Origin of the sequence: Sediminicoccus sp. KRV36 (assembly GCF_023243115.1) — a bacterium.
Taxonomy (GTDB): domain Bacteria; phylum Pseudomonadota; class Alphaproteobacteria; order Acetobacterales; family Acetobacteraceae; genus Roseococcus.
This window is the reverse complement of sequence record NZ_CP085081.1, coordinates 2,800,764-2,826,464: the sequence shown is the minus strand read 5'-3', so window position 1 is coordinate 2,826,464 and position 25,701 is coordinate 2,800,764. Positions and strand designations below refer to the sequence as shown.

Below are 25,701 nucleotides of genomic sequence, written 5' to 3'. Positions count from 1 at the left end.
CGTCAACGCCCCGGGCTGCGGCCCCTTTCGCGCTGCTGCGCGCAACGTGCCGGATCGCTGAGTTCGCGGCGCAGGGCCCGGCAATCCGGTGCGCCCACATCGCTCCAGCGGGCGCAGCGCCCATCCGCCTTGCGCCAGCCGGGGCCGCCGCAAAGCCCGCAATTGGCGTGTTCGCCATCGCGCGGGTAAAGCCGGCACAATTCCGTCACCTGCGCCTGGGCGGGTGCGGCCAGGGCCAGAAGCAGGATCAGCGCGGAACGCATGGCTTGCCTGATGGCGCATCATGCGGCTCTGCGCTAGTTGCGGTTCCACCATGTCGCATAACAGCTTCGGCCACCTCTTTCGCGTTACCACCTGGGGCGAGTCCCATGGCCCGGCCATCGGCTGCGTCGTGGATGGCTGCCCGCCCGGGTTGAAGCTCGACGAGGCCTGGATCCAGCCCTTCCTCGACAAGCGCCGTCCAGGCTCGGGCAAATATGTGACCCAGCGGCAGGAGCCGGACCAGGTCCGCATCCTCTCGGGCGTGTTCCAGGGCGTCACGACGGGCACGCCCATCGCGCTCATGATCGAAAACCAGGATCAGCGGAGCAAGGATTACGGCGAGATCGCGCAGGCCTTCCGGCCCGGCCATGCCGATATCGCCTATGAGTGGAAATATGGCGTGCGCGATTATCGCGGCGGCGGCCGGGCCTCGGCGCGCGAGACGGCGATGCGCGTGGCCGCCGGCGCCATTGCGCGGCTGGTCCTGGGCGAGGGGGTCATCATCCGCGGCGCCCTGGTGCAGATCGGGGCCGATGGCGTGGACCGCGCCGCCTGGGACTGGGCGCAAACCACCGAGAATGAATTCTGGTGCCCTGATGCTGCTGCCGCCATCCGGTGGGAATCCCTGCTGGCGGGCGTGCGCAAATCCGGCTCCTCCATCGGCGCCGTGATCGAGGTCCAGGCCGAGGGCGTGCCGGTGGGGCTGGGTGCGCCGATCTACGGCAAGCTCGACGCCGATATCGCGGGCGCGCTGATGTCCATCAACGCGGTGAAGGGTGTCGAGATCGGCGATGGCTTCGCCGCGGCCGCACTCTCGGGCGAGGAAAACGCGGATGAGATGCGGATGCGCCAAGGGGGCAATAATGATGGGAGCGTGGAATTCCTGGCCAATCACGCGGGCGGCATGCTGGGCGGCATTTCCACGGGCCAGCCCATCGTGGCGCGCTTCGCCGTGAAGCCGACCTCCTCCATCCTCACGCCACGCCAGGCTGTCACGCAGGAGGGGCGCAACACCGATATCCTGACCAAGGGCCGGCATGACCCTTGCGTGGGCATTCGCGCCGTGCCGGTGGGCGAGGCGATGCTCGCCTGCGTGCTGGCGGATCATCTGCTGCGACATCGGGCGCAAAATCCGGGCGCGCCGGTCATCGGGCGGCTTCCGCGCGGATAAACCCCGTTGAGGTCCTGGAACGAAACCGCTAAGTTTTGTGGGTTGCGCGACATCCTCGCGCACGAAACACATCGAGAACCCATGCCCCATCCGGACCCCCAGTGGGACCCCAAGACGGACCCGACGGCCTTGAAGGCGTTTGTTGCCCTGGCGGGCGGCGTGGTCTGGCGGAAACGCATGGCGGATCTGGGCACCAGGCTGCAGCCGGGTTCGCTGGCTGGGCGGGCGATGCAGCAGCGCCACGCGCTGGAACTGATTCTGGCCCGGCTCTCCAAGCCCGAACTCCTGGCCAAGGCCGGCCGCGCCGAACGCCGCGCGCTGGCTTTTGCGCGGGAAGCGGCCGACTTGGCCAAGACCCTCCCCGAGGGCCCGCGCGCAAGGCTGCGGGCGCTGGTGGGTGAGGGGCTGACCGGCCACGCGACTCTGGTGCCGCTGTTCCACCTGGTCCGGACCGCGGCGCTGCTGCGCGCGCGGGGCTTCCAGGTCTCCTTCGACGGTTTGCTGCACGGCACGGCCTATGACCTGCTGATCCAGCGCGACGGTGCCGCAGCTGAGGTGGTGTGCGAAACCGTCTCGGCCGAGGAGGGGCGCCCGTTGCTCAAGGGCGATTGGGCCCGCCTCGTGGACCGCGTGAACCCCGAGCTGCAAACCTGGCTCGCGGCCCATCCCGGCCGCTACATCCTGAAGATGACGCTGCCCGAGGGGGTCACGGACCAGACCCAGCTTTCCGAGTTGCACAGCCGCATCACCACCATGCTGGCGGCCGAGAAGCGGCAGGATTCCAGCGCCGATGCCGTGCTGAAGCTGGACCCGCTGGTGCTGGCCGGCGCGCAGGCGGCGAGCGACCCGCAGCGCGCCTTGCCGGCCCGGCTGCGCGAAGTCTTCGGGGTGGAGGCCCATCTGGCGGTGACGGCCGATCCCTCCAGCGGCAGCGTGCTGGTGATGGCGGCCCGCGCCGGCCGCGAGAATGAGATTTCGCAGGCGGTGAAGCGGCGCGCGGCGGCTGCGGCCACCTCGCGCTTCTCCGGTGAGCGGCCGGGCATCGTCGCCGTCTTCCTCGATGACCTCGAAGCCGCCGAATGGAATGCGCTGCGCGATACGCTGGAGCTGGAGGGCGTCATCCGCCGCTTCCTGACGGAGCCTGAGGCCAAGCTGGTGGTGGCCGTGACCTGCACGACGCGGCAGGAGTTCTTCGCGCTGGGCGATTGCGCGCCGGAGGGCGAATTGCGGTTCCGCAATCCGGGGCATCCTGCGGCGAAGAATGCCGGGTTGGGGCCTGCCGTCAGCAGCAATTGAGGGGCTCTGCCCCTCAAGCTCCCCGGCAGGAAACTTAGTTTCCTGCACCTTCGATAGACAGGGGTGCAGGGGACCAGTCCCCTGCTGGGGGTCGAGGGGGCAAAGCCCCCTCGCATCAGGTCAAGCCAGCGTGGTCAGATCCTGGAACCAATGCTGCGCCGGCACATAGCCGCGCACCGCTCGGCCCGCCGCCTTGGGGTTCGTGTCATGCACCACGAAGACCCACAGCGCCTCATTCACCGCCTTCTCATGCGCGCGCTGCATCAGGCGGTTCTGCTCCGTCTCGTCGAAGCTGTTCATCGCGGCGTTGAGGATGGTGTCCATATCCGCATCGCGATAATGCCCGTAATTCACGCCGCGCGGCGCGATCTGGTCCGAGTGGAAGAACCGGATGAAGGCATAGAGCGGGTCGCTCGTAAGATACGCCACGTTGTTGGCGGTGATGTTGCCCGCACGGCTGATCTCGCCGAGCGCGCCCTGGCGCCAGGCTGTGTAGAGCACCTCCAGCTCCACCACCTGGAAGTCCACGATGATGCCGACCTCGCGCCAGGCGGACTGGATATACTCGTTCATCGGCATGGAGAGCATCTGGCCCGAGCCGCCTGACGGCACGATGAAGCGCGTGCGCAGCGGGTTGGTGCGGGAGAAGCCGGCCTCGGCCAGCAGGCGCCGCGCCTCGGCCGGATCGAAGCGGATGCGGAATTCCGGATTGCCGAACCAGGGGGAGGAGGGGTCCACCACGCCCACCGCCGGCTTGGCCAGCCCACCCAGCAGCGCCACGACTTCATCGCGGTTGATGGCGAGGTTGGCGGCGCGGCGCAGGCGGACATCGCGCCAGGGCGAACCCTCGGCGAGGCTGAGATGGTAGTTCCAGACGTGCGGGGTGACATTCTCGATGATCCGCACCCCAGCCTGGCGCAGGCGCGGCAGGAGATCGGGTGCGGGGCTCTCGATGATATCTACCTGGTTGGTCAGGATGGCGTTGGTGCGCGTCACCGTCTCGGGGGCGACGATCAGGATGATGCGGTCGAGCTTGGGTGCCCGGGCCGGGTTCCAGTAGGTCGGGTTCTTGATCAGCTCGGCCCGCTCACGCGGCACGAGGCGGCCCAGGCGGAAGGGGCCGGTGCCCGAGGGCTCCTGCGCGAAACGATCCCAGCTGCGGCCCAGGCGCTCATATTGCGCGGGCGAGGATATCAGGAACCACAGCATCTGGTAGGGGAAGAAGCTGTCCACCGCGCGGGTGGTCACTTCCACCGTCATGTCGTCAATCTTGCGATAGCTCGCGACGGAGGGCAGGCGCGGGCGGACCTGGGCGGCTTGGCGATTATCGAAATGCGGCGCCTGGGCGTTCAGCACCTTCTCGAAATTCCAGATGACCGCATCGGCGTTGAAGGCCGAGCCATCATGGAAGGTGACGCCGGGGCGCAGGCGGAACTCCCACTTCGTCCGGTCCGACGGAGTCGCTTCCCAGGAGGTGGCGAGGCCGGGAACCAGCTTGCCCGGGCGGTCCGAGACGTCCATCTCCCAGGCAACCAGCGGATCATAGAGGGTGTGGCCGGTGAACTGGTAGGCGCCGGCGCCGCGATCGGGCTGGCCGGTGGTCTGGGGGATATCGGCCATGGAAATTCCATAGCGCAGCACGCGTTCCCCGCCCGCTGTTTGGGCATGCGCTTCCATATCCGCCCAGGAGAAGGGCAGGGTGGCGGCGGTGGCGGCCCCGGTCAGGGCCAAAAGATCGCGACGTGAAAAGGAGTTGGACGACATTCAGGGCAGATCCTGGTTGTTGGATGCCTGCCGCCTAGCAAAAGCGGGGCCAGGACCCACGCCCCGGACGCAGGGGCCGCTTGCCGGGGCGTTCGTCGCGGTCCAGGCTGTTCCGTATCGTCAATGATCGGTGCGGACTGTCGCGCCGATCGGAAACCTCTGCTCTCTTCTGCCTGCCCATCTGGCTACATGTTTGGGTGCCCTGCGGCCGCCTGGCCTCGGCAACGAACCCATGGAGGACGACATGCCCAAGATCACCAATGGCGTGCGCGACTACGGCAATCTCATCGCCAGCGGCCTGCTCAACATGGGCCGGCCGCGCAGCAAGACGGAAGCCTATGCCAATCTCGACCGCTACTGGACGGGCAAGCCCGAGACGGACCAGTTCACCTTCGATGCTGCCATGTGGTGCGGCGCCCTGGTGCGCCCCGGGGATCCCAGCATTGCGACCTTCCTGAAGAAGCTGTTCGGCGTGCTCTATCTCTCGGGCGTGATGTGCAACACGAACACCCGCTCGGGCCAGTTCACCTGGGCGGATGCCGAGGCCAACAACCTGCCCATGGGGGCCTTCCTCTCGCATGGCGGGCGGCTGATCATCCAGTTGCCGGTGCGGACCGCCTATGACAATGCAGGCCAGGCCTTCTTCAACTGGCTGACGGCCGAAGTCGCCGCTGCCGGCCGCCTGATCACCCGCTCCGCCGCGACGCATGCGCTGAAGGACCGTGAGCCTGGCATTCCGATCATCGGCAGCCGGCGCTACCGGATGGAGGAGAAGCGCGGCAAATCCACCGGGCTGCGCGGTTTCTTCAAGAACATCTCAGAGCATAATCATTTCGGGGTGAATGTGGCGCTGGGCGGGGATGGCAACACCAATCCCTTCAGCGGCAATGTGGTGCGGGCCGATGGCGCGCACGGGCACTTCTACATCTACTTCAATGCGAAGGACGTGGGGCAGTGCGCCGGCATCATGGTGGGCTGCGAGAATTCGGCGCCCCATGTTACCTCGCAGACCTTCGTGCCGCATGACTGGAAGGCGATCAGCGAAGATTTCTCGCCCTGCGGGACGCGCAAATGGCCCGATATGGTGGCCGGCCCCAAGCCCAAGGCCGAGGCCATGCTGGTGGACCTGCAGGATGGCTGGACCTGGCTGCAAGGCCTTGCCGAGAACTTCACCGAGACGGAGCTGGATTTTACCCCATCGCCCGTGCTGCCGGTGATGCGCGCCGGCGATGACCAGCGGGCGCTGATCTATGCGTTGAAGGATGTGCTCGCCATGCCGGCCGTGACGGGGGCCAGGAAGACCGCGCTGAACCTGCATCTGACGGCGCTGTTGACCACGCAGGGCCTGACCAAGGCGCGCTTGCGGGAAATCCTGCAGGAATGCGGCCGGTTGCTCGGCATGGCGGTGCCCAATGTGAATGGCGCCGGCAGCCTGACCAACCCGATGCCCATCGCCATGCCGCCCTCGGTGCAAAGCACGCTGACCGCCTGCAGGACGGGCTGGGCACTGGCGGCGTAGGGCGCTGGACGGCTGGCTCGGCCCTCCGGAGGTTGTTGAGGAAGGCCAGGAAGCGAGAGGGATTTGCCCTCTTGCCTTGTCTCCGCTCTGCGGTCAACCCCACCAGGAAGCCCAGTTTCTGGGAATTTCGGTTGCGCACATCCCCTGACGAAGGTGCAGGAAACGAGTTTCCTGCCGGGGAGCCCGAGGGGCTGGCCCCTCGGGCTCCCCGCTGCGCCCATGTGGCGCCACAGCCCGCTAACCGAAGCGCGAGATCCAGTTCACCAGCCCGGCACTGGCGCCGAGCAGCGCGAGGGCCAGCACTGGATGCCCCATCCTGGGCGGCGTCGTCCCCTGGGGCATGGGCTTGGTGCCGATCATCATCGCCTGCACCAGATCATGCCCCAGGCTGACGCGGTACCAGATGACGGCCGCGATATGCAGGACAATGACGATGCCGATCACATTGATCAGGCGGATATGGATGAAGCCCGCTCGGTCGCTCCAGGCGCCGCTGACCAGGCCCGCCAGGGGGCCGCGGGTGAAGATCTGATCATCGGTGAAAAGGCCCGTCACCGCCTGGGTCAGCAGCACGCTCAGGATCACCACCACCATCCAGCCGCCGGCCGGGTTGTGGGTGAGTTCCCGGTCCGGCCCCGGCGCCCGCTTCACATGCCGCAGATGCGCCAGCGCCGCGAAGGGCGAGCGCAGGAAGGTCATGAAGCGCGCGGGCTCGGAGCCGACGAGGCCCCAGAGGATGCGGAAGATCACAAGCGTCAGCAGCGTGTAGCCGCTGCGCATGTGCCAATCCATGTTGTGCGAACGGGCCGTGAGGTAGGAAACCGGGATCAGGATGACGATGGACCAATGCACCAGCCGCACCCAGCCATCCCAGATCTTGACCCGGGTTTCCTTCACGCGCGTTTCCGACATGCCGCAACCTTTCCGTTCCGCGATGCAGCATAGCTTCCCAAGGGGGGAGTGAGGCAAGCTGCGCCAGATGCTGCCCGATTCGATGATTGAAGCCACCGCCGCACTGGCCGCCCTTGCCCTGGCGCTGCTCTGGGCCGGGCTGTTCCGCTGGCGCAAGCGGCCGGCGACGGCGGGGCTGGGGCTTGCCCTGGCCGCGCTGCTTGGCGTCACGCTCCTGCTTGGGGTGGTGAATGCCTCGCCGCGGCAATTGGCCGAGCGGCTGCCGATGCTGGCGCTGGCGGGGTTGCTGATGGCAGCCCCCCTGGCCTCGGGCCGGCGGGGCTTGCTGCTGTTCAGCCTCGCGCTGGGCGGTGCGGGCTTTACCGCGTGGTGGATGGCCGGCGCCCCCCTGACCGAGGCTGATCTGCTGCGCGCGGCTTCCGTCATGCTGGCGCTCTCCCTGCTGGTTCCCGTGCTCCTGCTGGAGGTTGCGGCGCCCTGGCGCGGGGTATTGGCCGCGGCCGCGCTGTTCGCGGGGCTCCTGGCGTCGGGCCTTGCCGGCCCCTGGGTGATGCTGGCGATGATCCTGCTGGCTGCGGCGCTTGGCCAGCAATTGGCCGGGGGCGCGGTGATGGCGGATGCGGCCAGGCTGCCCTTTGCCATGCTGCTGGCGGCCTTGGTCGCGGGCCCCATTCTCGCGCGGGGGGCGCCGGCGGATTGGGCGGCGGCACTGGCACCCGTGGCGCCTTTGATGCTGGGCGGCCGGCTTGGCGCGCGCCTCAAGGGTTGGCGGGCCACGGCGCTTCTGCTCGCGCTGGCGGCGCTGCCGGTGGCGCTGGCCTGGGTTCTGGCCAGGGCGGGTTGAAGGGGGCCGGCTGAAGCTCTCGTCAGGCGCTTAGCCCGCCTGCTAGGCTCGTCTCCGCAACACCAAGGACGTGACCATGCCCGACGGAAACCCCCCGCAAATCGGCCGCTTCGGCAGTGGTCAGGCGGTGCGCCGCATCGAGGACAAGGCGCTGCTCGCCGGCCAGGGCCAGTTCACCGATGATTTCGCGCCGGCCGGCGTCACCCACATGGTCTTCCTGCGCTCGCCCCACGCGCATGCGCGACTGGTCTCCATCAACACCGATGCGGCGTCGGCCTTGCCCGGCGTGGTGGCCATCCTGACCGGGGCGGATCTGGTGGCGGCGGGCGTGAAGCCGCTGCTGGTGGCGCTGCCCTTCAAGCGGCCCGATGGCTCGCCGCTTACGGCGCCGCCGCGCGATGTGCTGGCCACCGGCCATGTGCGCTTCGTGGGCGAGGCCGTCGCCGCCGTGATCGCCGAGACGCTGGCCCAGGCGCGCGACGCGGCCGAGGCGATCGAGGTGGATTACGACCCGCTGCCGGCCGTGATCGGCCCCGGGAATGCCGCGGCCGAGGGCGCGCCGCTGGTCTGGGAAGGTGCTGCCGGCAATGTGGTGGCCGAAAGCCGCTATGGCGATGCCGCCGCCGCCGAAGCGGCCTTTGCCGGTGCCGCCCATGTGGTCGGCCTCGATATCGAAAATCAGCGCCTGGCGCCGGTCTCGATGGAGCCGCGCGTGGCCCTTGGCGAATATGACGGTGAGACGGGGCGGATCACGCTGCGCCTTTCCTGCCAGATGCCCTCGGGCGTGCGGGATGCCATCTGCAAGGAATTGCTCGACATCCCGACCGACAAGCTGCGCGTCCTGGTGGGCGATGTGGGCGGTGGCTTCGGCATGAAGACCGGGCTGAACCCGGAGGAGGGGGTGGTCGCCTATGCCGCCCGCATGCTGGGCCGGCCGGTGAAGTGGGCGGCGACGCGGATGGAGGATTTTCTGTCTGCTCTCCATGGCCGCGCGACCGAAAGTCGAGCGGAAATGGCGCTGGATGCGCAGGGCCGGGTTCTGGCGCTGCGGGTGCGCACCATCGCCGATATGGGCGCCTATCCGCGCAATGCGAGCGTCGCCATCCAGCTGCTGGTGGGGCCCTGGGTCTCGACCAGCATCTATGACATCGGCCTGGTGGATTTCACCTTCAAGGCGGTGCTGACCAACACGGCGGCCACCGGCCCCTATCGCGGCGCCGGCCGGCCCGAGGCGATCTATCTGCTGGAGCGCCTGTTCGACACCGCTGCCCGCAAGATGGCGCTGGACCCGGCGGAACTGCGCCGGCGCAACATGATCGCCCCCACCCAGATGCCCTACAAGAACGCCATGGCGATGACCTATGACAGCGGCTCGTTCGAGCGGATCATGGATCAGGGCCTGGCCCTGGCGGATTGGAACGGTTTCCCCGCCCGCGCGGCGGCGTCACAGGCGAAGGGGCGGCTGCGCGGACGCGGCATCGCGACCTTCCTGGAATGGACCGGCGGCAATGTGTTCGAGGAGCGCGTGACCATCGCCGTGAAGGGCGATGGCAGCATCGAGATCTACGCCACCACCCAGGGCATGGGGCAGGGCATCGCCACCAGCTACGCCCAGCTGGCGGTGGATGTGTTCGGTGTCGAACTGGACCGCATCCAGGTGGTCTTCGGCGACAGTGATCGCGGCAGCGGCTTTGGCAGTGCGGGCTCGCGCTCACTCTTCACCGCGGGCTCGGCCGTGAAGGTGGCGGCTGACAAGACCGTGGATGAAGCGCGCGACCTGGCCGCCGAGGCGCTGGAAACGGCAAGCGCCGATATCGAATACCGCGCCGGTCTGTTCACCGTGGCCGGCACGGACCGTGCCATCGGCCTGTTCGAACTGGCCGCGCGCCAGCCGGAGGGGCGCATCTTCATGGACAGCACCAGCAGCGTCTCGGGCCCCACCTGGCCCAATGGCTGCCATATCTGCGAAGTCGAGCTGATCCCCGAGACGGGTGAGGTGGTGGTCGCCTCCTACGCCTCGGTGAATGATGCGGGGCGGGTGGTGAACCCGATGATCGTGGAGGGCCAAGTGGTGGGCGGTGCCTTGCAGGGCATCGGCCAGGCGCTGTGCGAGCATGTGATCTATGACGCCGAGACCGGCCAGCCGCTGACCGCGAGCTTCATGGATTACTGCCTGCCGCGCGCCGATATGGTGGCCGATTACGCGACGAAGCTGGACCCCAGCATCCCCTGCCTGACCAACCCGCTGGGCGTGAAGGGCGTGGGCGAATTGGGCACGATCGGCGCGACGCCGGCCGTGATGAATGCGGTGGCGGATGCGCTGGCGCGCAGCGGCCGGGCGCAGGCAGCGGATCAGGTGCGGATGCCGCTGATGGCGCCGCAGGTTTGGGGGCTTTTGCAGGGGTAGGGGGCGCGGCCCGGCAGGGGTTTTATCCTTGCCGGCCGCCATCTCGCAGATGGTATTACCTCGCCTGTCGGAGGTAATACCCATGGGCATGCCCGTCACCATCAAAGGCCAGGTCACCATCCCCAAGCCTATCCGGGACAGGCTTGGGCTGGTGCCTGGCAATCGCGTCGAATTCGAAGCGCTGCCGGATGGCCGTATCGCCATCAGCAAGGCCCTGGACCCCGAGGATGCCTATGCGCAACGCATCGCGCGCGCGCGGGGCATGGCCAAGGGGCTTGATGGCCTCTCCACCGATGAGGTCATGCGCCTGCTGCGCGGCGATGACGACGCGGCGTGACCTTCCTGGACAGCAATATCCTGCTCGATATCGCCGAGGGCCAGGGGGAATGGTTCGCCTGGTCCAGTGCCCGGCTGCGGGAGCGTCGCCGCGCCGGTGCCTTCCGGATCAATGATGTGGTCTATGCCGAAATCTCGGTCGGCTTTGCCGCCGGGGGGAGGTTGATGCCTTTCTCGACCTGCTCGGCGTGGGGGTCGAGCGTTCGCCCAAGCCGGCACTCATCCTCGCCGCGCGCGCGCATCTCGCTTATCGCCGCCAGGGGGGCACGCGGTTGGGGACGCTGCCGGATTTCTTCATCTGCGCCCATGCCCTGCATGCGGGCCTGCCCCTGCTGACGCGCGAGGCCAGCCGCTATCGCGCCTATTTCCCCAGCCTCCAGATCATCGCCCCCTGAACCGTCACGCCGAACCCTTGCCGCCCGGCCCGCCAGCCGCTACCCGCCATCCCCATCATGTCCAGCATCAAGCTCCAGCCCCCGCGCGGGACCCGCGATCTCATCGGCGAGGAATTCCGCCGCCACCACCGCGTCATCAAGACCGCGCGCCGCATCTCGGCCCTGTACGGCTTCGAGGAATGGGCGACCCCCATCTTCGAGGACACGCGCGTCTTCTCCCGCGGGTTGGGCGAGACCTCGGATGTCGTCAGCAAGGAGATGTACGAATTCAAGGATCGCGGCGGCGAAAGCGTCACGCTGCGCCCCGAGAACACCGCCGGCGTCTGCCGCGCCCTCGTCTCCAACGGCCTGACCCAGGCCCTGCCGCGCAAGGTGTTCTATGCCGGCCCGATGTTCCGCTATGAGCGCCCGCAGGCCGGGCGCTACCGCCAATTCCACCAGATCGGCGCCGAGGTGCTGGGGGCCGCCGAACCCCTGGCCGATGCCGAAGTCATCGCCTGCGGCTATCACATCATCCGCGAACTCGGCCTGGATGAGGGCGTGATCCTGGAGGTGAACACGCTGGGCGACGCGGACAGCCGTGACGCGTATCGTGCCGCCTTGATCGCGCATTTCACCGCCCATCGGGAGGCCCTCAGCGAGGACAGCCAGCGCCGGTTGGAGAAGAACCCGCTGCGCATCATTGACAGCAAGGAGGCGCAGGACCGCGCCTTGGTGGCGGATGCGCCGACCATCGAGCCCTTCCTGACCGACAATGCCCGCGCCCACTGGGACACGCTGCGCCGTCATCTCGCGGCCTTCGCCGTGCCCTTCCGCGAGAACCCGCGCATCGTCCGCGGCCTGGATTACTACAGCCACACCGCCTTCGAATTCGTGACCGACCGTCTGGGGGCCCAGGGCACCGTGATGGGCGGCGGCCGCTATGATGGCCTGGTGGAGGAGATGGGCGGACCGGTGACGCCCGCCGTGGGCTGGGCCGCCGGGGTGGAGCGGCTGGCCATGCTGATGGAGAAGGCCGGCCTGACGCCCGCCGCCCCGCGCCTGGTCACCGTGATCCCGGTGAGCGAGGCCGAAGAAGCCGTGGCACTGGGCATCCTGCAATCCCTGCGCGCGGCCGGCATCGGCGCCGAGATGGGCTATCGCGGCAATCTCAAGCGCCGGATGGAGCGCGCCAACAAGCAGGGCGCCCGCGCGGCGCTCATCATCGGCGAGACCGAGGCGGCGCAAGGTGTCGCCCAGCTGCGCGACCTCGATGCCGGCACGCAGGAGCAGGTGGCCTTTGCCGCGCTGGTGGAGCGGCTGAAGAAGTGAGCCTTCCCACCTCACTGGACCGCGTAATGATCCGCGCCGAGGAACTCCGCGCGCAGCTGGAAACGGCCGATGGCGCGCAGGTCGGCAGCTTGTCCAAGGAGCTCTCCGGCCTCGAACCCCTGGTCGAGAAGGTGCGCGCCTACCAGGCGCTGGAGGCCGCGCAGGCCGAGGCCGAAGCCCTGCTCAGCGACCCCGAGATGCGCGAACTGGCCGAGGCCGAGCTGCTCGACGCCAAGCATCGCCTGCCCAGGTTGGAGCGCGAAATCCGCCTCATGCTGCTGCCCAAGGATGCGGCCGATGAGCGCAACGCCATCCTGGAAATCCGCCCCGCGGCCGGCGGTGACGAGGCCGGGCTTTTCGCCGGCGAGCTGTTCCGCGCCTACCAGAAATACGCGGAATCCGTCGGCTGGCGCTTCACCATCCTGGAATACGACGAAAACGAGTTGGGCGGCATCAAATCCGCCACGGGCGAGATCGAAGGGCAGGGGGTCTTCGCCCGGCTGAAATTCGAAAGCGGCGTGCACCGCGTGCAGCGCGTGCCGGCCACCGAAACCCAGGGCCGCATCCACACCTCCACCGTCACCGTCGCTGTGCTGGCCGAGGCCGAGGAAGTGGATGTGCGCATCGAGGACAAGGATCTGCGCATCGACACCTACCGCGCCCAGGGTGCGGGCGGGCAGCATGTGAACAAGACCGACAGCGCCGTGCGCATCACCCATATCCCGACCGGCACCGTCGTCGCGATGCAGGAAGAGAAAAGCCAGCACAAGAACAAGGCCAAGGCCATGAAGATGCTGCGCGCCAAGATCTACGACGCGCAGCGCCAGGCGCTCGATTCCGCCCGCGCCGCCGACCGCCGCGGCCAGGTCGGCACCGGGGATCGCAGCGAGCGCATCCGCACCTACAACTTCCCCCAGGGCCGCGTGACGGACCATCGCATCGGCCTCACGCTCCACAAGATTGACCGCGTGATGATGGGCGAGATGGCCGAGATCTTCGACGCGTTGATCAGCGAGGATGAAGCCCAGCGCCTGGCCGCCAACGGATGAAGTGCGAGCCGGGCGAGAGCATCGGCGCCTTTCTCTGCCAGGCCGGCCAGATGCTGCGCGCCGCGGCCATCGAAAACCCGCGCATCGAGGCGCGGATGCTGCTGGCCCATGCCATGGGCAGCACCACCGAGGCCCTGTTGCGCGAGCCACGCGCCCCCGTCCCGCCCGAGGCCATCGCGGCCTTCCGCGTGGCGATCGAGCAACGCCTCGCGCATCTGCCCATGGCGCGCATCCTGGGGCAGGCGGGGTTCTGGACGCTCGATCTGGAGGTGGGCGCCGAGACACTCATCCCCCGCGCCGATTCGGAAACGCTGATCGAGGCGGCGCTGGCCCAGGACATCCGGCCGGCCCGCATCCTTGATCTGGGCACGGGCACGGGCTGCCTCCTGCTTGCGGCGCTGAGCGAGTTTCCCGGGGCCTTCGGTATCGGCCTCGACCTGCGGCCCGAGGCAGCGGCGCTTGCTGCCCGCAATGCCCGGCGCAATGGCCTGGGCCAGCGTGCCGCGTTCCTGGCCGGGGATTGGGCGGAGTCGCTCCAGGGGCGGTTCGATCTCATCCTCTCCAATCCGCCCTATATCGAAACCGCCGCCCTGCCGGGCCTGATGCCCGAGGTCCGCCTGCATGAGCCCGCCAGCGCGCTGGATGGCGGCCCGGATGGGCTTCTCGCCTACCGCGCGATCCTGGGCGATCTGCCCCGGCTTCTGGCCCGGGATGGGGTCGCGGTGCTGGAACTCGGTGCCGGCCAGGCTGCCGATGTTTCGGCACTGGCTGCGGCCCAGGGGCTGGCGGTGGCGGGGCTTCGCGCTGATCTGGGTGGCATCGAACGCGCCCTGGTGTTGAAAAAATCGCAGAATCCGGTTGGCGGGACGAATTGTTCAGTCTAGGGTGATGTTTGTCAGCACAGGCCGGAGGCCGGCCGATGGGCGCCACCACCCGAAAGGGCGCGGTGCCGGACGACACCCAGCCAGCGTGGAGACTTCAGACCTGCGCGGCAGCATCAGACAGCAGAAGCACAAACACGAATGAACATGAAGCGCATGCGCCGTGGCCATCGCCATGGCGGCGGTGGTGGCAATGGCGGCGGCGGCGGCGGGCAGTTTCGCTCTGCGGGCGGCGGCAGCGGCGGTGGGAGCGGCAATCAGCCCCTGAACCGTAACCACGTTTTCGATTCCAGCGGCCCGGATGTCCGGTTGCGCGGCACCGCTCAGCAGCTTTTCGAAAAATACCTCCAGCTTGGCCGGGACGCGACCAGCGGTGGCGATCGCGTGGCGGCGGAAGGCTATTTCCAGCATGCGGAGCATTACTTCCGCATCCTCGGCGCCATGGCCGCCGTGCAGCAGCAGGCCCAGCCCCAGCAGGATCGCCGTTACCGCGAGCAGGGCGGCGAGAGCTACCAGGGCGAAAACCAGGCGAATGAGGGCCAGGAGGCGCAGGATGGCAGCGGCCCGGCCAGCCTGGAGGCCGAATTGGCGGGTGAGGCGGAGACCCTGCCCATGCCGCAGCCGCGCCATGTGGCCCCTCCGGCCGAAGACGCCGCACCCGAGACGACCAGCCGCTGACGCTCCGCCACGCCTTGCGTCCTCGCAAGGCGTTGGAGCGGTTCCACCGTCTTCGCGATTGGTGAAACCGTTCCTGTCCGCGCAAAACCTGCCTCGGCGATAGCGTTCGGCCGTCGAAGCCGTCATGCCGCCGCAGGCAACCACCCGTACGGCATGCCCAGGCCGGGGTCTTCGGGAAGATGGGCCTGCGTCATTCGGGCGCCCTCTCCCCAGTGAACCCGGCGGCACATTGGCCGCCGGCTGCATTCAGGGCCGCCGCGTCACTCCTCGCCCAGCCATGGCGGCCCGGCCAGCACGCCGCCGTCAATCACCATGCTTTGGCCGGTCATGAAGCCCGAGGCCGCACTCGCCAGGAACACCGCAGCACCGGCGATTTCATCCGGCTCGCCAATGCGCAGCAGCGGTGTGTCGCGGGTGCGCTTCTTCAGATTGACCGGGTCCTCCCACAGCGCCCGGGCGAAATCCGTCTTGACCAGGCCCGGCGCTATGGCGTTGACCCGCACGCCGGAGGGCCCCCATTCCGTCGCCAATGCGCGCGCCAGCTGCATGTCCGCCGCCTTGGACACGCCATAGATGCCCAGGCGGGGCGAGCCCCGGAAGCCGCCGATCGAGCTGACGATGATGACCGAACCGCCCCCCCGCGCCGCCATGCCCGGGATGCTCATCTGGCACAGCCACAGATTGCTGCGCACATTCGAGTTCATGATGCGGTCGTAGGATTCGTCGGGGATATCCTGCGTCGGGCCGAAATAGGGGTTCACCGCCGCATTGCACACCAGGATGTCAATCCGGCCGTAGCTGGCGACGGTGGTATCCACCAGCGCCTGCAACTCCGGCTTGCGGCCGATATTGCAAGCCACGGCCATCGCCGTGCCGCCCTGGGTGGTGATGCTGTCCACCACCTCCTGGCAGGCCTCCAGCTTGCGGCTGCTGACCACCACCTTCGCGCCATGCTGCGCCAGGCGTTCGCAGATGGCGCGGCCAATGCCACGGCTGCCACCGGTCACGATGGCGACCTTGCCAGTCAGGTCAAACAGGTTCTTCACGCGGGCTTCCTCCATTTCGTTGCGGGAAGCGTAGCGGTCTTGCCCGGCGGCCAGAAGGGGGAGGGGCGGAGCCGCCCGGCCGGTTCAGCCCTGAGTCATGCCGGCCCGGGCCGTGTGCTCCATCTCGTGCCGCAACCGCACGGCATCCTGCGCCGCATCCAATGCCACATCGGATTGCCGCAGCACCGCGCCCTGCGGCACGTCCCGCAGCAGCTTGACCCCATGCGCGAGGCCGATCGGCAGCGCACTCTCCGCGAGGCTCCGTGCGGCGGGGATGCATTTGCCCCAGACCATGGCGCCGCCTTCGCCGTCCAGGATTTCGCCAGCGCGCAGCGCACGCTTGGCGGTGGCGACGGCATCGCCCCGCCAGGCCTCGCTGCATCCCGTCGGCTCGCGGCGCAGGGCCACGGAAGCGACGGACACCGCGAGTTCCAGCCCGATCAGGTGATAGGGCCGCCACAGGGCCGCGTAATGCCCCGTGCTGTCGGTGTGGACGCCATATTCCGAGAAGCAGCGGCGGATATAATCCGTCTCGCCCTCAAATACGGCATAGACGCCCCAGCGCAGGTCCCCCACCACCTGGCGGGCGTCCCGCTCCAGGCTGCTGATGACCTCCACCATGCCCTTGCGCGGCAGGATGCCGCCCGCTTCACGCGGGCGCAGCAGATGCGGCAGGTCCTGCACGCCGCAGGGTGGGAAAGCGAGGCCATCCTCGGGCGGCAGCAGGCCCGTGGCATTGGCGATGGCGGCCATCTCGATGCTGGATTTGGTGCCATCCAGGAAGGAGTTGAACATCTGCGGGTTCATGCCGCCGGCCGCTGCCTGCTCGGGCGTCAGGCCGTAATGGCTCCAGACGGTCTCGGGCGTGGAGGCATGGAAGATGGGCAGGTATTTCGTGCCCTTGCCGGCCGCGATGACGGGCAGGCCCATGGCGCGGATGGTGTCCACCATCTCGCAAACCAGGGCCGGCTGGTCGCCATAGGCCATGGAATAGACGACGCCGGCCTGGGCCGCGCGCGCGGCGAGCAGCGGGCCGGCCAGGACATCAGCCTCCACATTGACCATGACGATGTGCTGGGCCGCCGCGATCGCGGCAAGCGCGTGCCGGATGCCGGCGGCCGGATTGCCGGTGGATTCCACCACCACCTCGATGCGCGGATCATTCACCAGCGCGGCATTCTCGGTGACGAAGGCCGCGCGGGTGGCGAGGGCGTCATCCAGGCTGCCGGCGGCGGACTGCTCAGGCGCCCAGCCGATCCGCGTCAGATTCTCGCGCGCCTTGGCCGGCGCCAGATCGGCGATCACCGCGACATGAATGCCGGGCGAGCGTGCCGCCATGGCGAGGAACATCGCGCCGAACTTGCCCGCGCCGATGACGCCGACGGTGATGGGCTTTCCGGCGGCCGCGCGGGCGGCGAGGAGGCGGGCGAGGTTCATCGGTCAGGCGTCCCGGATCAGGTTGCTAAAGTCGCAGCGCCACACTCGCCGCATGCGCGCCCAGCCCCTCGGCCTCGGCCAGCTTCACGGCGGCCGGGCCGATGGCGGCCAGCCCCGCCGCATTGGCTTCCACCCAGGTGGTGCGCTTCAGGAAGTCAAACACGGAAAGCCCCGAGGCGAAGCGGCTGGTCCGCCCCGTCGGCAGCACATGGTTGGGCCCGGCCACATAGTCGCCGATGGCCTCCGGCGTATGGCGGCCCAGGAAGGCGGCACCGGCATGGCGGATGCGGGAGAACAGCGCCTGCGGATCGGGCGTCATGATCTGGAGATGCTCGGGCGCCAGGCGGTTGGTCAGCGCCACCGCCTCAGTCCAATCCCGCACCAGGATCACGGCGCCATGCCTGGCCCAGCTTTCGCCGGCGATGGCGCGGCGGGGCAGGGTGGTCAGTGCGGCCTCCACCTCACGCGTCACGGCCTGTGCGAAGGCTGCGTCATCGGTGATGAGGATGGATTGCGCGGCCTCGTCATGCTCGGCCTGGGCCAGCAGGTCCATCGCCACATGGCCAGCGTTGTTGCTGCCATCGGCAAGGATCAGCACCTCCGACGGGCCGGCGATGGAATCGATGCCGACGCGGCCAAAGACCTGGCGCTTGGCCTCGGCCACATAGGCATTGCCCGGCCCCACCACGCGATCCACGGGGGCGATACTGGCCGTGCCCCAGGCCAGGGCCGCGACAGCCTGCGCGCCGCCGATCCGCCAGACTTCCGTCACACCGGCGCGTCGCGCGGCGGCCAAGACCAGCGGGTTGAGAACACCACCAGGTGTCGGCACCACCATGGCCAGCCGCGCAACACCCGCGACCCGCGCGGGAATGGCATTCATCAGCACCGAGGAGGGATAGGCGGCCTTGCCGCCCGGGACGTAAAGCCCCACCGCATCCAGCGGATTCCAGCGCAGCCCGAGGGCCACGCCATCCGTGCCGGGCAGCACCAGGTCGGCCGGCAATTGCGCGCGATGAAAGGCCTCGATCCGCGTGGCGGCGAGATCGAGCGCCGCCATCAGGCCGGGCTCGATGCTGGCGACGGCTGCATCCATCTCCGCCACGGTGACCTGCAGCGCGGTGGTATCGGCGGGTGCCCAGCCGTCATAGCGGGTGGTCAGTCGCAGCAGTGCTACGTCACCCTCGGCGCGGATCTCCTGGATGATGGCCGAAACGGCGGCGTCCACACGCGTCGTCGTATCGCGTCCATCCTCGAGGATGGCGGTGAAGGCTGTCTCGAACCCGGCGTCACTGGTGCTGATGAACTGCATGTTCCACTCATGGTTTCCAAAGGCCTTTCGGCCTTTGGCGGGGTCCAGGTGCAGCGCCCCTGGGTGGTTTGCTGCAAGGCTGAGCCGCGCCTTTGGTGATTCCACCAAAGGCGATCAGACTCTAGGTGAGTGCTGCCCGAAACCGCGCAATCCAAGCGCCGATCTCTTCCGGCCGGGTCTTCAGCGCGGTGCGGTTGACGATCAGGCGTGAGGTGACATGCGCGATCACCTCCGTCTCCACCAGCCCATTGGCCTTGAGCGTCGAGCCCGTCTGCACCAGGTCCACGATGACGCGGGAGAGGCCGAGCGAGGGTGCCAATTCCATCGCCCCGTTCAGATGCACCACCTCGGCCTGGACGCCGCGCGCGGAGAAATGCCGGCGCGCGATATTGGGATACTTGGTGGCCACGCGAATGCGCGACCAGCGCGAGGCATCGTCCTGCCCCGCCGTCACCGCCTGTTCGGCCACCGAGACCCGGCAGCGGCCGAGCCCCAGATCGAGCGGCGCGTAGATCTGGTCGGTGTCGTATTCCATCAGTACATCGCCGCCGCAGACGCCGATCTGGGCGCCGCCATGCGCCACGAAGGTCGCCACGTCGAAGGGGCGCACGCGCACCACGTCGAGGTTCGGGTCATTGGTTTCGAAGCGCAGGCGGCGGCTGTCTTCGTCGGCGAAATCGGCGGCCGGGATGATGCCGGCGCGCGCCAGCACGGGGCCGAGTTCCTTCAGGATGCGGCCCTTGGGCAGCGCCAGGATCAGCCCGGTTCCGGCCAGGCTCTCGGTCAGGGCCATCGGCATGTCCATCAATTGGGCAGCCGCGCGATATCGGCGCCGACGGCGGCCAGCTTCTCCTCGACACGCTCATAGCCACGGTCGAGGTGATAGACGCGGTTGACGATGGTCTCCCCCTCGGCTGCCAGCCCCGCCAGGATCAGGCTGACCGAGGCGCGCAGATCGGTCGCCATCACGGGGGCGCCGGCCAGCTTCGGCACGCCGCGCACGATGGCCGAAGTGCCGTGGAAATTGATCCGCGCCCCCATGCGCATGAGTTCCGGGACGTGCATGAAGCGGTTCTCGAAGATGGTCTCGGTGATCATGGCGGCCCCATCGGCCACGCACATCAGCGCCATGAATTGCGCCTGCATGTCGGTGGCGAAGCCGGGGAAGGGCTCGGTCACCACATCCACGCCGCGCAGGCCATTCATGCGGCTGACGGTCAGGCCCGTGTGGGTTTCGGCCACATCCACGCCGGCATCACGCAGCACGCGGGCCACGGCGCCCAGATGCTCCATCTTGGCACCTTGCAGATGCAGCGTGCCGCCGGTGATGGCCGCGGCACAGGCATAGGTGCCGGCCTCGATCCGGTCGGGCACGATGGGGTGGGTCGCGGGCATCAGGTTGGCGCCGCCCTCGATCCGCAGGGTGCCGGTGCCGATGCCTTCGATCCGCGCGCCCATGCGCATCAGGCACATGGCAAGGTCACTGATCTCGGGCTCGCGCGCCGCATTCACCAGCTCCGTCTCGCCCTCGGCCAGGCAGGCGGCCATGAGCAGATTTTCGGTCGCACCCACGCTGACCTGCGGGAAGATGATCTTGCAGCCGCGCAGCTTTCCGTGCGGGGCGCGGGCTTCGATGTAGCCGGCATTGATCTCGATCTCGGCGCCGAGCTGCTCCAGCCCCTTGATGTGCAGATCCACCGGGCGCGTGCCGATGGCGCAGCCACCGGGCAGGGAGACGCGGGCCTTGCCATACCGCGCCAGCAGCGGCCCGAGCACGAGCACCGAGGCGCGCATCTTGCGCACGATGTCATAGGGCGCTTCGAGGTTGTTCGCCCCCCCGCTCAGCGTCAATGTGCGCGCCTGGCGGTCATGTTCCACGGTCAGGCCGTGCTGCACCAGCAGGGCGCGCATCGTGGCGATATCGGCGAGGTCCGGCGCATTGGTCAGCACCAGCGGCCCATCGCTCAGCAAGGCGGCCGCCATCAGCGGCAAGGTCGCGTTCTTGGCGCCCGAGACCGGCACCGTGCCGTTCAGCGCAACACCGCCGCGGATGCGTATCCGGTCCATCGTGATCTCTGCCCAATCCTGAAAGCCAGCCTGCCGCCCGCGTCATGTGCCACCGGCCCAAGGCCAAGACAACCGCGCCGGCCGCATGGGAGGGTTCAGGTCAGCCTGGCCCCCGCCTTGCCGGGCCGAGGGCCTCTCCGGGACCGGCGCTCAGTGCCCCCCACCGAAGACCAGCGCCTTGAAGGGCATCAGCAACGTCTGGATTCGCAGCAGGATGGCATGCACCACCCCTACCGTATCCACCACATGCAGCCCGATGGCCCGCGCCGTGCCGATCCCCGGCTGCGACAATTCCTCATGGCTCGAGGTATAGGCGTTGGCGATGCAGTTGCTGCCCGGGATCACATTGTCCAGGCCATCCTTGTAGAGCGGCTCCAGCGTCGCCAGCACCGTGCCCGGCCGGCTGAATTGCTGGGCATCGAGCAGCTGGTCCCCGCCACGCACCTGCCCGCCGGCGACGAAGCCCTGCACCTGCGTGACCACCATCGGGATCACCGTCCATGGCAGGGAAACGCAGCTCGCCTCGGCCAGCATGCCGACGCGCAGCACGCGCGCCTCGATCTGGCCGAAGCCAGCCACCAGCCGCGGCGACCGGGCCCCAAGGTCATCGGGCACGAGGACGCCGGCCGGGCGGGCAAAGGGGTTCACGACATCCCCCACCTGGAGCAGGAATTGCTCCACCCGCCCGGCCACGCCGGCGCGGATCACGGTCTTGTCGAGCTCGGCCTGGGCCTGGGCGAGGGCGGCGACGGTGCTCGCGCGCTCAGCCGGCAATTGGTCGGAGATGCGCGCGGCTACGGCCTCGCGCGCGGCCTGGGCAGCGGCGACGCCCGCCTCGCGGGTTTGCACCGTCACCTGCATGCGCTCCACGTCGCGCCGGGCCGCCACATCGCGCAGGGCCTGGCGCATGGCCAGCTCGTCACTCGCCTGGCGCAGGGCGCCCTGGGCTTCGAGGACGCGCGCATCGGCCGCGGCGAGGTCGGCGCGGGCGACCAGCACGGCCGCATCCACCTGGGCCACGGCACGCCGGGCCGTCTCGACCGCCGTGCGCTGGCTCTCATCGGCCAGGCGGAACAGTGGCGCACCGGCCGCCACCGGCTCGCTGCCGCGCACGTAGATCTCGGCCACGCGGCCATTGGTCTGCGGCACGATGGGCACCGTGCGAAACACCGAGCTGACATGGATGGTCGAGGGGTGGAAGTAGAACACCAGCGTGATCAGGCTGATCGCCAGCAAAAGGCAGGTGACGATCCCCCAGCGCAGCTCGAACCAGACGGAGAACAGCGTGATCTCATGCCCGAAGCGCTTGCCCTGCACGAAGCGGCGGAACAGGTAGTCCGGCAGGATCGTCAGCAGCGAGCAGAGGATCAGTTCCAGCATGGCTCAGTGCCCCTGCGTCTTGGGGGGCAATGCGGCCTGCGCCTTGATGGCCGCGTCCATGTCGCCACCGCCCGGTTGCAGCCCCGCGATGCGCTCGCTGGAGCCCGCGATCCGGCGCATCGGGCTGACAATGTCCGGGATGTCGATCAGCGCCAGCAGCAGACCCGCCACCCAGAACATGTGGATATGCGTGAACAGGGCCAGCAGGCCGAGCACGGCCACGATCTCGAATTGCAGCTTGTGGGTGCGATGCGCCATCCGTTCCGGCAAGGTGTGCAGCCGGAGGAAGAACAGGCCGAAGGCGACGACCGAGACCACGAGGATAGCACCCGTGATCCACATCAGGCCATCGCTGCCGTCAGCCCCGGGGATGAAGATCGGCAGGTGGTGCGGGGCGGCGGGGTGAGTCTCAGCCGAGCTGCTCATAGCATGTCTTTCCGGGATGCAGGCTTCCTTGGGTGCCGGAAGGCGCCCCTGCCAAGCCCTGCATACGCATGAATGCTATGCCCTTGGGCGGCGCTGGGGAACTCCCCTTGCGGCCATCACAGCTTTGGCAGGGCCACGCCGCGCTGGCCCATGTATTTGCCGGCGCGGTCGGCATAGCTCACTTCGGGCGCGCTGGCGCCCTGCAGGAACAGGAATTGGCAGATGCCTTCATTGGCATAGACCTTGGCGGGGAGGGGGGTGGTGTTGCTGATCTCGATGGTCACCTGGCCCTCCCATTCGGGCTCCAGCGGCGTCACGTTCACGATCAGCCCGCAGCGCGCGTAGGTGGATTTGCCGAGGCAGACGACGAGGATGTCGCGCGGGACCCGGAACACCTCGATGGTGTGGGTCAGCACGAAGGAATTGGGCGGGATGATGCAGACCGGGCCGCGGCGCGTGACGAAGCCGGTTTCCGAGAATTCCTTCGGGTCCACCACCGCATTGTCCACATTGGTGAAAACCTTGAACTCATCGGCCGCGCGCGCGTCATAGCCGTAGGAAGAGAGGCCGTAGGAGATCACGCCCTCACGCTTCTGCGCCTCAATGAAGGGCGAGATCATGCCGTGTTCGGTCGCCATGCGGCGGATCCAGTGGTCGGGCATGATGGGCATTCAGGGCTCTTTCCGGAGGTTTTCAGGAGGCGTCGGCATAGCCGCCTTGGGGGCCTCGCGTCCATCGGCGGATGTCTGGGGTGCCTCGGCCCGCGCGCGTGCCTGGGCTTTGCGCTTGCGCAGATTGGCGCGCAAGGCGGCCGCGCGCCGCGCTTCCTTATCCGCCGTCATGCGGCGGCGTGGTCCCGGCACCAGAGGGCGATTTCGGCGTGGGTTGCGAACCAGCAGCCACCTTTCGCCTTGGCATGGGCGATCACCTTCTCCAGCACCGGCATGCGGCTGCGATGGCCGATGTAATGCGGGTGCATGGTCAGCAGGAACATCCCGCCCTCCTCCCAGGCCCCATCCAGCTCCGCCAGGAAGATCTCGGCGACGGCGGAGGGCGGGGTGTAGGGCCGCAGGGCGGAGAAGCGGTTCATGTTGAAATAGACGGCGTCATCGCGAATCCATTCGGGCGGGAGTTCGACGATGCCGGTCGCTTCGCCATCGGCCAGCAATTCATAGGGGTCGTCATCGGCCATCAGGCTGCTGTCATAGAGCAGGCCCATCTCGCGGATGATATCCAGCGTCCTCAGCGAGAAATCCCAGCTGGCGGTGCGCATGCCGACCGGGCGCTGGCCGGTCACCTTCTCCAGCGTGTCCCGCGCGCGGAAGGCGAGGTCCCGCTCCACCTCATAGGGCAGCACGGTATTGCGCTCGTGAATCCAGGAATGGATGCCGATTTCATGGCCATCCTGGGCCACGGCGCGGGCTTCATCCGGATAGAGCAAGGCGGAGACGGCGGGATAGAAGAAGCTGGCCTTCACGCCCTCGCGCTCCAGCAGGCGGCGGATGCGCGGTGTGCCCTGGCGGTTGCCATATTGGCCCTGGCTGATGCGCATCGGGCTTTCATCGCCGTCACGCAGCGGGATGGTGTCGTGATCCGCATCGAAGGAGAGGGCCACGGCGCACCGGGCGCCGTTCGGCCAGGCGGTGGGCCTGAGCGAGCGGCCGGCGCGGGCACGGCCGGTGATGCGGCGCCAGACCGGCTCCGGCCAGGTCCAGGGCTCGCCTTCGGGGTGGTTGGTTGTGGTCATGCACGGGGTCCGATCAAATGCCCGGGCGAATCTTGCGCCGATCCGGCGCCGCTTGGAAGGAACCCCCAGCCTGATGCCCGGCGAATCTGAGCCAGCCACTGCCGTCCTTACGCAATTCCTGGCCAGCTTCGCCGCCGCAGATGGGGCGGCGGCGGCCCGGCTTTTCTGGCCCGATGCGCTATTCTGGGGCACCGCGGCGCCGGACCTCGCCACCGAGGCGGAGCAGGTCCGTGCCTATTTCAGCAGCTTCGCCCAATGGCGCCCGAACCAGCGCCGCGCGGAGTGGATATCCGGCACCACACTGCCGCTCTCCGACAGCGCGGTGATGATCTCGGGGCGCTGGCAAATCGTGAGCGGCGAGATTCTTCGCCCGCTGCGCGTCAGCATGCTGGTGACGCGGCGGGGCGAAGCCTGGCGCATCGCCCAGTTCCACAACTCGCCGCGGCCGGAGGCGGCCTAGCCCGCATCCATCTGGATGCCCTCGCGGCGGATCACCTCGGCCCATTTACGGGTCTCGCCCGCGACGAAGCCCGCGAATTCATCGGGGGAGAGGCGCAGCGGCACGCCGCCCAGGGCGGTGAAACGCTCCTTGGTCTCGGCCAGGTCGAGCCAGGCATTCACCTCGGCATTGACCGTGGTGACCACGCCCGGCGGCAGGCCGGCGGGGCCGAAGACGCCGAACCAGGTGTTCACCTCATAGCCGGCCAGTTCCGGCAGGGTTTCGCGCAGCGCGGGAACATCGGGCAGCTGCGGGCTGCGCTCGGCGCTGGTGACGGCCAGGGCCCGCACGCGGCCGGCGCGGATGTGCTCCATCACCCCGGTCAGGTTATCAATCATGAAGGCCACATGCCCGGCCAGCAGATCCACCTGGGCAGGGCCCGAGCCGCGGAAGGGCACATGGATGGCCTGGGCGTTCAGCATCTGCAGCATCAGCACGGGCGAGAGATGGGTGGATTGCCCCACACCCGTGGAAGCGTAGGGAATCTGCCCGGGCCGGGCGCGCAGCAATGCGGCCAATTCCGCGACATTGCGGGCCGGCGTGTCATTGTTCACGACCAGCACATTGGGGCCGCGGATGGTGCCGGCGATGCAGGCGATCTGCTCCGCGCGATAAGGCAGGTTGCGAAACAGCGAATAGGCGATGGCCTGCGGCCCGATATTGCCGGACATGAGCGTGAAGCCATCCGGCCGCGCCCGCACCAGCTCCAGCGTGCCGATGGTGCCGCCCGCACCGGCGCGATTCTCGACCACGACATTCACGCCCCAGCGCGACTGCAGCCGCGGCGCCATCAGCCGCGCCATGATATCCGTGGTGCCGGCCGGGGCCGCCGGGACGAGGATGCGGACCGGCTGGGCGGGCTTCCAATCCTCGGCCCGGGCCGTGAGCGGCAGGAGCGGCAGGACCATCGCGGCGCGGCGCGTGACATGGGGCATGGGAATCCTCCGGGCGTTGTTCTTGCCC

At 68.4% G+C, this 25,701-nt stretch carries 25 protein-coding genes; 12 read left to right on the top strand and 13 right to left on the bottom strand.

Features of this window, described 5'->3' with window-relative positions; translation table 11 throughout:
* Positions 1-2: 2 nt before the first annotated feature.
* Entirely contained in the window at positions 3-263 is a 261-nt protein-coding gene (locus LHU95_RS13230) for a hypothetical protein (protein WP_248707432.1), read from the bottom strand.
* A 50-nt stretch (positions 264-313) separates the two neighbouring features.
* Between LHU95_RS13230 and aroC the strand changes: the two genes are divergently transcribed.
* Together aroC and LHU95_RS13220 are read left to right on the top strand one after the other, a co-directional pair.
* On the top strand, positions 314-1,432 hold the full coding sequence (aroC, locus tag LHU95_RS13225) for a chorismate synthase (protein ID WP_248707431.1): 1,119 nt from the start codon (positions 314-316) through the stop codon (positions 1,430-1,432).
* Between the two features lie 81 nt (positions 1,433-1,513).
* Entirely contained in the window at positions 1,514-2,728 is a 1,215-nt protein-coding gene (locus LHU95_RS13220; RefSeq protein WP_248707430.1) for a hypothetical protein, read from the top strand.
* Between the two features lie 120 nt (positions 2,729-2,848).
* On the opposite strand, the gene LHU95_RS13215 is transcribed toward LHU95_RS13220, so the two are convergent.
* Positions 2,849-4,492, bottom strand: coding sequence for an ABC transporter substrate-binding protein (locus LHU95_RS13215; RefSeq protein ID WP_248707429.1), 1,644 nt, complete (start codon positions 4,490-4,492; stop codon positions 2,849-2,851).
* A 244-nt stretch (positions 4,493-4,736) separates the two neighbouring features.
* Here LHU95_RS13215 and LHU95_RS13210 point away from each other — a divergent pair, with 244 nt between their 5' ends.
* A complete protein-coding gene (locus tag LHU95_RS13210; RefSeq protein ID WP_248707428.1) occupies positions 4,737-6,011 on the top strand; it encodes a hypothetical protein in 1,275 nt (424 codons plus the stop codon).
* Positions 6,012-6,248: 237 nt separating this feature from the next.
* Here LHU95_RS13210 and LHU95_RS13205 read toward each other — a convergent pair whose 3' ends face one another.
* Positions 6,249-6,923: a cytochrome b/b6 domain-containing protein gene (locus tag LHU95_RS13205; protein ID WP_248707427.1), complete on the bottom strand. Its 675-nt coding sequence runs from the start codon at positions 6,921-6,923 to the stop codon at positions 6,249-6,251.
* A gap of 67 nt (positions 6,924-6,990) precedes the next feature.
* Here LHU95_RS13205 and LHU95_RS23390 point away from each other — a divergent pair, with 67 nt between their 5' ends.
* The 8 genes from LHU95_RS23390 to LHU95_RS13165 all read left to right on the top strand — a co-directional run bounded on the left by LHU95_RS23390 (position 6,991) and on the right by LHU95_RS13165 (position 14,824).
* Positions 6,991-7,767 carry a hypothetical protein gene (locus tag LHU95_RS23390; RefSeq protein WP_283094260.1) on the top strand — a complete coding sequence of 259 codons (777 nt, stop codon included), beginning with the start codon at positions 6,991-6,993 and terminating at the stop codon, positions 7,765-7,767.
* Positions 7,768-7,843: 76 nt separating this feature from the next.
* Complete coding sequence (locus LHU95_RS13195) at positions 7,844-10,174, top strand: xanthine dehydrogenase family protein molybdopterin-binding subunit (protein ID WP_248707426.1); 2,331 nt, start codon at positions 7,844-7,846, stop codon at positions 10,172-10,174.
* Between the two features lie 88 nt (positions 10,175-10,262).
* Positions 10,263-10,511 carry a type II toxin-antitoxin system PrlF family antitoxin gene (locus LHU95_RS13190; RefSeq protein WP_248707425.1) on the top strand — a complete coding sequence of 83 codons (249 nt, stop codon included), beginning with the start codon at positions 10,263-10,265 and terminating at the stop codon, positions 10,509-10,511.
* A gap of 187 nt (positions 10,512-10,698) precedes the next feature.
* Entirely contained in the window at positions 10,699-10,905 is a 207-nt protein-coding gene (locus tag LHU95_RS13185) for a hypothetical protein (RefSeq protein WP_248707424.1), read from the top strand.
* A gap of 57 nt (positions 10,906-10,962) precedes the next feature.
* Positions 10,963-12,216: a histidine--tRNA ligase gene (hisS, locus tag LHU95_RS13180; protein ID WP_248707423.1), complete on the top strand. Its 1,254-nt coding sequence runs from the start codon at positions 10,963-10,965 to the stop codon at positions 12,214-12,216.
* Positions 12,213-13,265, top strand: a complete 1,053-nt coding sequence (prfA, locus tag LHU95_RS13175; protein WP_248707422.1) for a peptide chain release factor 1 — start codon at positions 12,213-12,215, stop codon at positions 13,263-13,265. Before hisS ends, prfA begins: the two co-directional genes overlap by 4 nt.
* Complete coding sequence (gene prmC / locus LHU95_RS13170) at positions 13,262-14,149, top strand: peptide chain release factor N(5)-glutamine methyltransferase (protein ID WP_248707421.1); 888 nt, start codon at positions 13,262-13,264, stop codon at positions 14,147-14,149. Before prfA ends, prmC begins: the two co-directional genes overlap by 4 nt.
* A 138-nt stretch (positions 14,150-14,287) precedes the next feature.
* Positions 14,288-14,824 carry a DUF4167 domain-containing protein gene (locus LHU95_RS13165; protein WP_248707420.1) on the top strand — a complete coding sequence of 179 codons (537 nt, stop codon included), beginning with the start codon at positions 14,288-14,290 and terminating at the stop codon, positions 14,822-14,824.
* A 260-nt stretch (positions 14,825-15,084) separates the two neighbouring features.
* Here LHU95_RS13165 and LHU95_RS13160 read toward each other — a convergent pair whose 3' ends face one another.
* From LHU95_RS13160 to LHU95_RS13120, 9 genes are all read right to left on the bottom strand, one after another.
* On the bottom strand, positions 15,085-15,870 hold the full coding sequence (locus LHU95_RS13160) for an SDR family oxidoreductase (protein WP_248707419.1): 786 nt from the start codon (positions 15,868-15,870) through the stop codon (positions 15,085-15,087).
* Positions 15,871-15,954: 84 nt separating this feature from the next.
* Complete coding sequence (locus tag LHU95_RS13155) at positions 15,955-17,307, bottom strand: SAF domain-containing protein (RefSeq protein ID WP_248707418.1); 1,353 nt, start codon at positions 17,305-17,307, stop codon at positions 15,955-15,957.
* A gap of 25 nt (positions 17,308-17,332) precedes the next feature.
* Complete coding sequence (hisD, locus tag LHU95_RS13150) at positions 17,333-18,619, bottom strand: histidinol dehydrogenase (RefSeq protein WP_248707417.1); 1,287 nt, start codon at positions 18,617-18,619, stop codon at positions 17,333-17,335.
* Positions 18,620-18,740: 121 nt separating this feature from the next.
* Positions 18,741-19,424 (bottom strand): ATP phosphoribosyltransferase, encoded by a 684-nt coding sequence (gene hisG, locus LHU95_RS13145; protein ID WP_248707416.1) that lies wholly within the window; start codon positions 19,422-19,424, stop codon positions 18,741-18,743.
* Entirely contained in the window at positions 19,424-20,686 is a 1,263-nt protein-coding gene (gene murA / locus LHU95_RS13140) for a UDP-N-acetylglucosamine 1-carboxyvinyltransferase (RefSeq protein WP_248707415.1), read from the bottom strand. Before murA ends, hisG begins: the two co-directional genes overlap by 1 nt.
* Before the next feature lie 150 nt (positions 20,687-20,836).
* A complete protein-coding gene (locus tag LHU95_RS13135) occupies positions 20,837-22,066 on the bottom strand; it encodes an HlyD family secretion protein (protein WP_248707414.1) in 1,230 nt (409 codons plus the stop codon).
* A 3-nt stretch (positions 22,067-22,069) separates the two neighbouring features.
* Complete coding sequence (locus LHU95_RS13130) at positions 22,070-22,492, bottom strand: hypothetical protein (protein WP_248707413.1); 423 nt, start codon at positions 22,490-22,492, stop codon at positions 22,070-22,072.
* Between the two features lie 116 nt (positions 22,493-22,608).
* Positions 22,609-23,163 carry a dCTP deaminase gene (gene dcd / locus LHU95_RS13125; protein WP_248707412.1) on the bottom strand — a complete coding sequence of 185 codons (555 nt, stop codon included), beginning with the start codon at positions 23,161-23,163 and terminating at the stop codon, positions 22,609-22,611.
* Between the two features lie 167 nt (positions 23,164-23,330).
* Positions 23,331-24,239 (bottom strand): polysaccharide deacetylase, encoded by a 909-nt coding sequence (locus LHU95_RS13120; RefSeq protein ID WP_248707411.1) that lies wholly within the window; start codon positions 24,237-24,239, stop codon positions 23,331-23,333.
* A gap of 73 nt (positions 24,240-24,312) precedes the next feature.
* Here LHU95_RS13120 and LHU95_RS13115 point away from each other — a divergent pair, with 73 nt between their 5' ends.
* Positions 24,313-24,699 carry a nuclear transport factor 2 family protein gene (locus LHU95_RS13115; protein WP_248707410.1) on the top strand — a complete coding sequence of 129 codons (387 nt, stop codon included), beginning with the start codon at positions 24,313-24,315 and terminating at the stop codon, positions 24,697-24,699.
* Here LHU95_RS13115 and LHU95_RS13110 read toward each other — a convergent pair.
* A complete protein-coding gene (locus LHU95_RS13110; RefSeq protein ID WP_248707409.1) occupies positions 24,696-25,673 on the bottom strand; it encodes a tripartite tricarboxylate transporter substrate binding protein in 978 nt (325 codons plus the stop codon). The genes LHU95_RS13115 and LHU95_RS13110 overlap by 4 nt on opposite strands.
* Positions 25,674-25,701: the final 28 nt, after the last annotated feature.

What these genes read in the sequence shown, in the direction of transcription:
- LHU95_RS13230 (WP_248707432.1), bottom strand. Translation starts at nt 263, where the DNA reads ATGCGTTCCGCGCTGATCCTGCTTCTGGCCCTGGCCGCACCCGCCCAG.
- aroC (WP_248707431.1), top strand. Translation starts at nt 314, where the DNA reads ATGTCGCATAACAGCTTCGGCCACCTCTTTCGCGTTACCACCTGGGGC.
- LHU95_RS13220 (WP_248707430.1), top strand. Translation starts at nt 1,514, where the DNA reads ATGCCCCATCCGGACCCCCAGTGGGACCCCAAGACGGACCCGACGGCC.
- LHU95_RS13215 (WP_248707429.1), bottom strand. Translation starts at nt 4,492, where the DNA reads ATGTCGTCCAACTCCTTTTCACGTCGCGATCTTTTGGCCCTGACCGGG.
- LHU95_RS13210 (WP_248707428.1), top strand. Translation starts at nt 4,737, where the DNA reads ATGCCCAAGATCACCAATGGCGTGCGCGACTACGGCAATCTCATCGCC.
- LHU95_RS13205 (WP_248707427.1), bottom strand. Translation starts at nt 6,923, where the DNA reads ATGTCGGAAACGCGCGTGAAGGAAACCCGGGTCAAGATCTGGGATGGC.
- LHU95_RS23390 (WP_283094260.1), top strand. Translation starts at nt 6,991, where the DNA reads ATGCTGCCCGATTCGATGATTGAAGCCACCGCCGCACTGGCCGCCCTT.
- LHU95_RS13195 (WP_248707426.1), top strand. Translation starts at nt 7,844, where the DNA reads ATGCCCGACGGAAACCCCCCGCAAATCGGCCGCTTCGGCAGTGGTCAG.
- LHU95_RS13190 (WP_248707425.1), top strand. Translation starts at nt 10,263, where the DNA reads ATGCCCGTCACCATCAAAGGCCAGGTCACCATCCCCAAGCCTATCCGG.
- hisS (WP_248707423.1), top strand. Translation starts at nt 10,963, where the DNA reads ATGTCCAGCATCAAGCTCCAGCCCCCGCGCGGGACCCGCGATCTCATC.
- prmC (WP_248707421.1), top strand. Translation starts at nt 13,262, where the DNA reads ATGAAGTGCGAGCCGGGCGAGAGCATCGGCGCCTTTCTCTGCCAGGCC.
- LHU95_RS13165 (WP_248707420.1), top strand. Translation starts at nt 14,288, where the DNA reads ATGAACATGAAGCGCATGCGCCGTGGCCATCGCCATGGCGGCGGTGGT.
- LHU95_RS13155 (WP_248707418.1), bottom strand. Translation starts at nt 17,307, where the DNA reads ATGAACCTCGCCCGCCTCCTCGCCGCCCGCGCGGCCGCCGGAAAGCCC.
- hisD (WP_248707417.1), bottom strand. Translation starts at nt 18,619, where the DNA reads ATGCAGTTCATCAGCACCAGTGACGCCGGGTTCGAGACAGCCTTCACC.
- hisG (WP_248707416.1), bottom strand. Translation starts at nt 19,424, where the DNA reads ATGGACATGCCGATGGCCCTGACCGAGAGCCTGGCCGGAACCGGGCTG.
- murA (WP_248707415.1), bottom strand. Translation starts at nt 20,686, where the DNA reads ATGGACCGGATACGCATCCGCGGCGGTGTTGCGCTGAACGGCACGGTG.
- LHU95_RS13135 (WP_248707414.1), bottom strand. Translation starts at nt 22,066, where the DNA reads ATGCTGGAACTGATCCTCTGCTCGCTGCTGACGATCCTGCCGGACTAC.
- LHU95_RS13130 (WP_248707413.1), bottom strand. Translation starts at nt 22,492, where the DNA reads ATGAGCAGCTCGGCTGAGACTCACCCCGCCGCCCCGCACCACCTGCCG.
- dcd (WP_248707412.1), bottom strand. Translation starts at nt 23,163, where the DNA reads ATGCCCATCATGCCCGACCACTGGATCCGCCGCATGGCGACCGAACAC.
- LHU95_RS13120 (WP_248707411.1), bottom strand. Translation starts at nt 24,239, where the DNA reads ATGACCACAACCAACCACCCCGAAGGCGAGCCCTGGACCTGGCCGGAG.
- LHU95_RS13115 (WP_248707410.1), top strand. Translation starts at nt 24,313, where the DNA reads ATGCCCGGCGAATCTGAGCCAGCCACTGCCGTCCTTACGCAATTCCTG.
- LHU95_RS13110 (WP_248707409.1), bottom strand. Translation starts at nt 25,673, where the DNA reads ATGCCCCATGTCACGCGCCGCGCCGCGATGGTCCTGCCGCTCCTGCCG.